We start from the raw sequence: 8,551 nt of genomic DNA on the forward strand, positions 1-8,551 counted from the left end.
AAGACCGCACGAATATAACGGTGGGTTCCCCCCAAACGAATCGGAAAATCGATACTGGAAAAACTCTAACTCGGTGGCCAGTTTTTGTTGACCACTTCATATACACCTGATAGCGTCCGTGAACTGGCGCTGGCATGGCGAAAATCTCGGGTCCGTACCCCGTCGTGACATCCATATCCAGTGCACCACTGTTTTTCAGCACGGTGTTACCGTACCAGGCGTGTTCGCCATCGGGCGTGACAACATGGAGATCGAGATCGGTATTGTCCGTATCCCACGAGAGAACCAGCCGTAAACGTGCACGAATCGTTCCTGTACCCGGCGTTGAGTAAAACTGCATTTTTTGTCGGCTTTGCCCATCCGGGCTGATGACCTGCACGCTGTTGCTGCCTTCAGTGAAAATATAAGGGCGTGCAAATGAACCATCGGATTCAACTCTCTGCGGCATACTGGCACCGTTGACCACCAGCCGGCCCTGCTGAATTTTACCCGCCGCAGCATAATTCTTTATTTTGCCGCGGATCTGCGCTGAGATATTTTGATCATCTGCCATGTTGACGGACGACGCCGGGTAATTGATCGATTGTGAAAAACTGGCATCTTCGCCCTCTGCCGGATGCCAGCCAGAGAGCGGTGCGTCAATCTCGACTTCCTGCACACCTTCACTGTGAGCGACAGGCGAAAGTGCCACCAGTAACAACGGAAGAAAAATCTTTCGCATAGCATTAGTCCATTAATAATTGTCGGGTCAGCGTTTCGATATAGTTCTCATCAAGCCCGGTGGGATAACCATCAAAGGCCAGGTGCAGATACTCATGGGTTAAATCCAGCCGATCCTGAAGCGTAAAGAAGTTACGAATAAACAGCCGTTTCTGCTGCCGATCGGTATAGGGGAAACCTGAGACTAAACGACAGACCGCAAACACGTCTGGTTCGTTGTACCCCGTCTCGCCTTGTAATATACGCCGCCACTGCGGCATTTTTTTCGCCAGCCAGGCTTTCGCTTTGGGTAATAACTGGCAGGTTGAGCGTGGCGCTCCCCAGCGGCTAAGGCTGTTGTCGGGATAAGCAAACGCGAGTATCTGGTCGTAACGCTCTCCCTGCCCCGCCTGGGCCGTGGCTTGCCGCCAGGAAAGTGTCCCTTCGGTAGCTCGACTGCCATGATAATGAACCGGATCGCCTGCATAGATGAGATCCTGCGTCCAGGCGGTCATCGTTCGCGCCCCCGTGGTCGCTGGCGAAGCAGAAACACGCTGCGTGGCGCTGCTGTCGGGGATGGTCAGGCAATCGCCTTCCCGATTGGCGTTTTGCTGTAAAAAAGTGTGAATCGCCACGGTCATGGCTTTCGCTGCCTCAGGGGGCGTACTTTTCGCCTCGCGATCCAGAACTCTGGCAACGTACTCTTCACGATCGAGATGCGACTGCAATTTCAGTTTGCCCTTTTCGCTCAGTAAGGTCGTCTCACCGTGGCTGACAAACGTAATGTGGTTACCATTAGTAAACGTCACACGATAGCGCCCATTAAGTACGCCGGGTTTTACTGCCGTCGTACTCTTTTCCGCTGTGATTTTCTTCAGCGGATAGCGGGCAAACAGCTCCACCTCTACACATTGCCCACTGGCAACCTGCGTCGGCACTGGCAAAACCCGATTAAGCACTGTCGCATAACGGGTTAGTACCGTTTTGCTGGTGCCACTGCCAGTAACCCACAGCGGTGTACCATCGGTTAACCAGCCGGCAAAACCACCCTGACGGATTTCCTGTTTATCATCGGCAAACCAGCTCCAGGTTTTCACCCGTACCCGACTACCGAGCATGGATGCGACACCGATTTTCGCCTCGTCCAGCACCACATCCAGTAAGACTTCCTGAGCTTTGTTTTGCGCAGGTAACGTCGCTAATGAATCAAGCAGCGATTTAACCGTTACCGAGGTTTCTGGCTTCAGCGTAGTAAGAGACGCTAACCACGCAGGCGCCTGACGCTGTTGCCAGTATTGCCCCCACACATCTGCGCCAATATGCAACCGCTGCGGCGCAAAATAGAGCCCACAGGAACGTACCAGCGCGGTATCGCGCGTTATGCTCTCCCCAGCCTGACAACAATAAACCTCTTCCGGGGAGTTTCCGCGACACTGGTAGGGCTGCTCCGGTTGATGGGTATCCTCCAGCCAGGCGTAAACATACAGTTTCCACAAACTCCCTAACGGCGTGGTGAGCGAGTCAGGTAATGCTGAGACTGTGGTCACGCCTGATGACGACAGCTGATACAGTTGATCGTGCTGCGCACCACGCAGTGCCAGTTGTAACGGCGTCTCCTCCGCAAGCGTTGGCTGAGTAACCAACGCCAATAGCCAGACGATTCTGCGCCAGTTCACTTATTTCACCTGCATCCCGGTCCATTCACTCCCTGCCGCAACACTTTGCTGTGCAGGTGCATAGGAACGCACATAACGAGCAGGAGGCAGAACGAATTGCCCTTTTTGCGAGAAGCGCAGCAAATGGCGGAAAGTGACCGTTCCCGTCAGTTCTTTCACCGGCACCATATAGGCCAGTTCGCCCATTTCATTTCGCGCTTTTTCCAGCAATTGCCCCTGCTGTTTCGCGGCGTTGGGTTTATTGACCGAAATGCCCCATGTTGTGCGCTCAACGTCGGCTCCCGGTGGCAGCGGTACTTCCACCTGACCGTAGCGCAGAACTGCATCCTGCTCGCTGGTAAGCGTGATGTCATCGAGATACAGCGCATCGCTGTCAATCTCATTGCTGGTCACCGGTTGCAGAATAAAGCTCATCTCTTCTTCACCAGGGATAAGCCGATACAACTGGCGTTCAACGGTCACCGGAATGTTACTTTGTTGAGCCATTTTTGCCGGCTCACGCCAGCGGACCTGCACATTTTGCGGCGATAATTCGTCACCAAAAGAGAGAATGTCCGGCACGCCCTGACCAACCCAACGCCAGTATTCGCCCCCTCCAGTTAACTTATGTTTAGCCCATGCGCCCGCAGGCGCAGGCAAAACAACTGGAGGCATTGTCGCCATATATTTCGCCAGCCAGTTCATGGCCAGCGCGCGCTCAATAGTGGATTGCTCAGCGGTCAAACCACTTAAAATAGCGGCCGTCTGGGTAGCGTCACCACCGCTATTGAGCAGCACAACCGTGTGCGCCAGCGGCTGATTGCTGTTTGCCGCTTTATCCCACGCATATTGCTGAACCTGTGGCATCACCGTGGACTTCAACTGCGCTTTTTTCAGCAACGTCATGGTTAAGACGTTTGCCACCGCATCTGCCAGTGGAGATTCCGGTGTATCGAGGATCAGGCTGTCATTGATATCGCGGATGTCTTCCTCAGAGAAATCTTCATCTTTAGTTCCGCGCCGGGCGATAGCTTCATCCAACCCTTTCAACAACGTTTTGCACGGCAGATTCATCTCCTGTGCCCACGCCAGCACCAGCGCCCGATGCAATAACGGCATGTTATCCGCCTGCTCGGCATAACTGTCGAGCATATGCTGCCAGTATTCCGGTTGTTGCGTTACGCCGAGCGCCTAGCTGGCCTGCCAGTCGGCGTACCATGCCCATGCCGTAAGGAAGGCGTCACCATTGCCATCTTCACCCCACCAGGTAAAGCGCGCTCCGGGCCCCGCCAGTTGCATCAGCCGCAGACGGTTATCCTGAATCATCTGACGAATGTCGTTAGCGGCGGCACTTTGATGATCGGCAAGCGAACGCCAGGCGAGACTGAGCGGGATCAGACGGCTACCGGTGTTGATCACCCCACCCCACGGTTCATCGACTAACGCATCAAGATTGTTGCGGAAAATCTCCTGCGGCGTTTCACTACTTTGTAGCCGGATATTACTCGCCTGCTCGGGCAACATCAGCGCGTTCTCGCCACCGCCGAGCATGACATTTTTCTGCTGTTCAACGGGCCTGCTGTTGTCCACAAAAGACAGTTTTGTGCTAATGCTGTCCTGCACTTGCCCATTTTGTTGCAGTTCTGCACTTAACAAGCCAGATTGCTGAATATTCTGCGCCAGCGAAATATAATTCGCCCCTTTGTGCAGCGTCAGCGTCTGGCGCATCTCAGCGCCTGCAAATTTAGTCACCAGCGCCACCGGTTCGTTATCCTGCTGACTGAAGATAAACAGTCCTGCCGCCGGTTTGTCGCCCACGCGATACACCGTTGGCATACTCCACTTCATGTAGAGATTTTTTTCCGAACGCAGATAAGCACGCCCCTGCCCGACCAGCCCGTCGCCGTTCATCCCACGCGCGGTGATACGCCAGCGGGTTAACGAATCAGGCATCAGGAACGTGAAATACGCTTTGCCTTGTTTATCGGTTGTGAGTGACGGCATCCATGCCGCGGTATCCACCTCTTCACGCCGTGGACGTTCAAGCATTTTTACTCGCCGCTCGCTGCGGTTAGTTGCGCCAGGCGCAACCGGCTCGCTGGAGAGCGCCTGGTCGTAGCTGATAAACGACAGACTGGAGCTGGTACGCACATTGTTACGCCCCAGCGGATAGAAAAATTTGCCGATATTCGGCGCGATTTCTGGTTGCAGCGCGTAGATCATTTCATCGACCACGCCTACCGTTAGCTGCGCAGAAACAGGTTTACCTTTCAGCGACGAGGTTAATTCGACATTGACCAGTTCACCTGGCTGGTAATGGGTTTTGTCCGTTTTCACCCGGATATCAAGCTGAGGAACGGCAACTTTGATCCCGGCGTTCTGAAAACTGTACTGACCATTACGGGTATACAGCACCGAAAAAGTGATGTTAGGCGCAAAGGAATTGCTCACTGGAACCCGGGCTTCATACTGGGTATCGTTTAAACGTTGTAGCGTTAGCCAGTTTGCCGGATGCGAAAGCAGCGACTGCTGTTCCACGCGATCGCGTTCCAGCGTCAATAATGCTTCATCAATTGGCTCCGGAAAGGTAATCAGCATCTTCGCGGTTTCGCCTGGCTGGTACAGCGTTTTATCCGCCACGATATCTACCGTACCCGTATGCGCCGTGCTGCCCTTACCGCTGACGGCATAACTTAACCCAGCGAGAATTAAGCCGTCTTTATCGCGTAATGTCAGATTGTAGTTGCCAGGTTTAGCGAAATTGACGGTAAAGGATTTGCCGCCTGACGGTAGCTCTCCGCTATGGCTCGTGCGGTCTTCGAGACGCAACCATTCATACGTAACAGGAACCTGTTTTGAAGATTCCAGCGCGGCATAACGGAACACAACCGACTCGCCGCTATTACTGTATTGTGCGGCAGTACTTAATGAGTAATGCGCCAGACCGCGTTCAATGAGGATCTCTTTGGTGGTGGTGACACGATACGCCGCGCCGTCACTGGCGGAGACGGTTAACAAATAACGGCTCGGTTTATCGGCGGCGGGGAGATTTAACGCCACATGACCGCTGGCGTCGGACACCGTTTCGCTGCCTTCCAGCGACACGGGGAAACGTCCGGCATAACGCAAATCGTTACCGACCATTGATAATTGCTGAGCGCGCAAACTTAACTGCACGCGGGCATTTTTTACCGGCTCGCCATCCGGGTAGAGCAGTTGCAGTTTGCCGCTGACCGCTTCGCCAGTTTTGAACTCTTTTTTGTCGAGAGCTAAACCAATCTCGAAATGTGGCTTGATGTAGTTTGCCACGCGAAAACTGCTGCTATAGACCTGATTGCGGTAAGCAAGACGTAACTCATAACCTCCGGCAACGGCATTTTCTGGCAGGCGGAAACTTCCCTGCCCGCCATTGCGCGCATCCAGCGTGACATCGACGGTTTGCAACAGACTGCCGTTAGCGTCCAGCACCGAAAGCTTCGCCGGGGCGCTGACGATGGGGGATGAATGCAACGGATCGTGGAACTCGCGGCCCATCACTTTAACATCGACACGATCGCCTGCGCGATATAGCGGGCGATCGGTAAAAATATACAAGCGGGTGTTGTAGATTTCGCTTTCGTAGAAGAAGTTCTCGGAGACAAAAACGCCGCCTTCAGCATCCTTACCCAGAATGTATGAACGTTCTGGCGATATATGTTGTAACTGCAAGGTACCGCTGTCATCGGTCACACCGCGGGTCATCACGCCAAGACCGTCAGTCCACAAGATCTCTGAGCCGGGCTTCGCTTCACCCTGTTTTTTACCCGCGGTCCACACCAGAAGCTCGTTGCCTGACACTTTGCTAAGAGCCACGGTATCGGAAACAAACACCACCGTCGTCGCCCGATACCCACCAACCATCGCCTCGACGAGGTACAGTCCCGGCTCTTGTTGGCCGAGAGGAATATAAATGTTACCCGGCTGCGGCGAGATGAAATTGCTGGATGCGCCTTCCAGTTTTACCCCTTGCTGCGGCTCGACCGGTTTAGCCTGCCATAGTGGATAACGGAACTGTTCCACCAAGGGATATTTTTTCAGCGGGGAAAACTGGTTGTTCTGTACATAACGGGAAGGTTTAATAATGGCATTGCCGAGATGTAATTCGGGTAATGCCTGAGTCACATTCTGCCGTGACTGAGAAGAGAAAGTACGCTGCATTACGCGGCGAGATTTGCCGTACCAGTTATCCCACAGCCAGGTCAGCGTATTGTTCAGCCCGTCGCCCAGATATTGCGGTTGCACCACAATGCGATGCAGGTTTTTCTGCTGGCGCAAAAATGCCATCGGGTCAGGAATACGATACAGGCGAACGTCCACGCCGCCGTACTCTTCCATCTGATAGCGCCGATAATCACGCCCCGGCGCTTCCAGTCGCACTTTCGCCTCTTCACTGCTGCTAAAACTGCTGTCAGCAAGCAAAAAGAATGTTCCCCCGGCGGGCGGCGCATAGTTACTGGAAGGAAGCGAATCATCAGCATTAGCAAGCCCTGTTCCCACAAGAGACAGAGACAAGCACGCTGCTATCGCGCCAGAAAATTTAAACGATAAATGCCAATGAAATTGGGATTGGAATCGTTGGGTATCCATCGGGTGTCCTTCCATGTCAGAAGAAGGACAAAATCACAAAAACCAATTAAAATTCATTGTATTATCGTTGTTACAGATTAAATAATAGACTACAAAATGCGACAAAGCACAACATATGCAGTCACTATGAATCAACTACTTAGCTGGTATTAGTGACCTGATACAGAGCATTAGCGCAAGGTGATTTTTTGTCTTCTTGCGCTAATTTTTTGTCAACGCACTGGGTTAGTTGAATTTACAACCATGCTCAGTATCTCGATAAGCGCAGAGAAATGATGCAGTGGTGGGCAGACTACTGGCTTGATGAAAAGGTAGGGCGACCAACCGCATTTTTTCAGTTCAGTCAGCACATTGAGCCAGAACTTCACCCCTTCATTTTCGGCCAGCCACATCCCCAACAGTTCTTCCTGTTCTTAACTATTTACAGGAGCGTTTTTTTAAAGAATCCTCACTCCATTTGCACGAACATATTAATATATAAACAATGAGGATCAATAATAAATGAAACCTGCCCACAATCCTTCTTTTTTCCGCTCCTTTTGTGGTTTAGGATGTATATCCCGTTTATCCGTAGAAGAGCAAAATATCACGGATTATCACCGCATCTGGGATAACTGGGCCAAGGAAGGTGCTGCAACAGAAGACCGAACACAGGCAGTTCGATTACTGAAAATATGTCTGGCTTTTCAAGAGCCAGCCCTCAATTTAAGTTTACTCAGATTACGCTCTCTCCCATACCTGCCCCCGCACATACAAGAACTTAACATCTCTAGCAATGAGCTACGCTCTCTGCCAGAACTCCCTCCGTCCTTAACTGTACTTAAAGCCAGCGATAACAGACTGAGCAGGCTCCCGGCTCTTCCGCCTCACCTGGTCGCTCTTGATGTTTCACTTAACAGAGTTTTAACATGTTTACCTTCTCTTCCATCTTCCTTGCAGTCACTCTCAGCCCTTCTCAATAGCCTGGAGACGCTACCTGATCTTCCCCCGGCTCTACAAAAACTTTCTGTTGGCAACAACCAGCTTACTGCCTTACCAGAATTACCATGTGAACTACAGGAACTAAGTGCTTTTGATAACAGATTACAAGAGCTACCGCCCCTTCCTCAAAATCTGAGGCTTTTAAACGTTGGGGAAAACCAACTACACAGACTGCCCGAACTTCCACAACGTCTGCAATCACTATATATCCCTAACAATCAGCTGAACACATTGCCAGACAGTATCATGAATCTGCACATTTATGCAGATGTTAATATTTATAACAATCCATTGTCGACTCGCACTCTGCAAGCCCTGCAAAGATTAACCTCTTCGCCGGACTACCACGGCCCACGGATTTACTTCTCCATGAGTGACGGACAACAGAATACACTCCATCGCCCCCTGGCTGATGCCGTGACAGCATGGTTCCCGGAAAACAAACAATCTGATGTATCACAGATATGGCATGCTTTTGAACATGAAGAGCACGCCAACACCTTTTCCGCGTTCCTTGACCGCCTTTCCGATACCGTCTCTGCACGCAATACCTCCGGATTCCGTGAACAGGTCGCTGCATGGCTGGAAAA

General features: G+C 52.0%; 3 protein-coding genes and 3 pseudogenes. 2 read left to right on the plus strand and 4 right to left on the minus strand.

Translation table 11 applies throughout. The features are described from left to right. The 4 genes and pseudogenes from BHE85_RS06430 to BHE85_RS28355 all read right to left on the minus strand — a co-directional run. Positions 1-658, minus strand: a 658-nt coding sequence (locus BHE85_RS06430) for a YfaP family protein (protein WP_242412318.1), incomplete at its 3' end; no start/stop codon positions are given. Positions 659-725: 67 nt separating this feature from the next. Further along, positions 726-2,375, minus strand: coding sequence for a YfaQ family protein (locus tag BHE85_RS06435; protein ID WP_001104569.1), 1,650 nt, complete (start codon positions 2,373-2,375; stop codon positions 726-728). Beyond that, a pseudogene (locus BHE85_RS06440) lies at positions 2,376-6,890 on the minus strand (alpha-2-macroglobulin family protein). 23 nt (positions 6,891-6,913) lie between these two features. Continuing rightward, positions 6,914-7,003, minus strand: a pseudogene (locus tag BHE85_RS28355) (DUF1175 family protein); the annotation flags it as partial. Positions 7,004-7,213: 210 nt separating this feature from the next. Between BHE85_RS28355 and BHE85_RS27270 the strand changes: the two are divergent. Continuing rightward, positions 7,214-7,294 (plus strand): annotated as a pseudogene (locus BHE85_RS27270) (hypothetical protein); the annotation flags it as partial. Positions 7,295-7,481: 187 nt separating this feature from the next. Then, positions 7,482-8,551, plus strand: a 1,070-nt coding sequence (locus BHE85_RS06455) for a leucine-rich repeat domain-containing protein (RefSeq protein WP_047199581.1), incomplete at its 3' end; no start/stop codon positions are given.

It is taken from the genome of Shigella sp. FC1567, from assembly GCF_001743015.1.
Taxonomy (GTDB): domain Bacteria; phylum Pseudomonadota; class Gammaproteobacteria; order Enterobacterales; family Enterobacteriaceae; genus Escherichia; species Escherichia coli.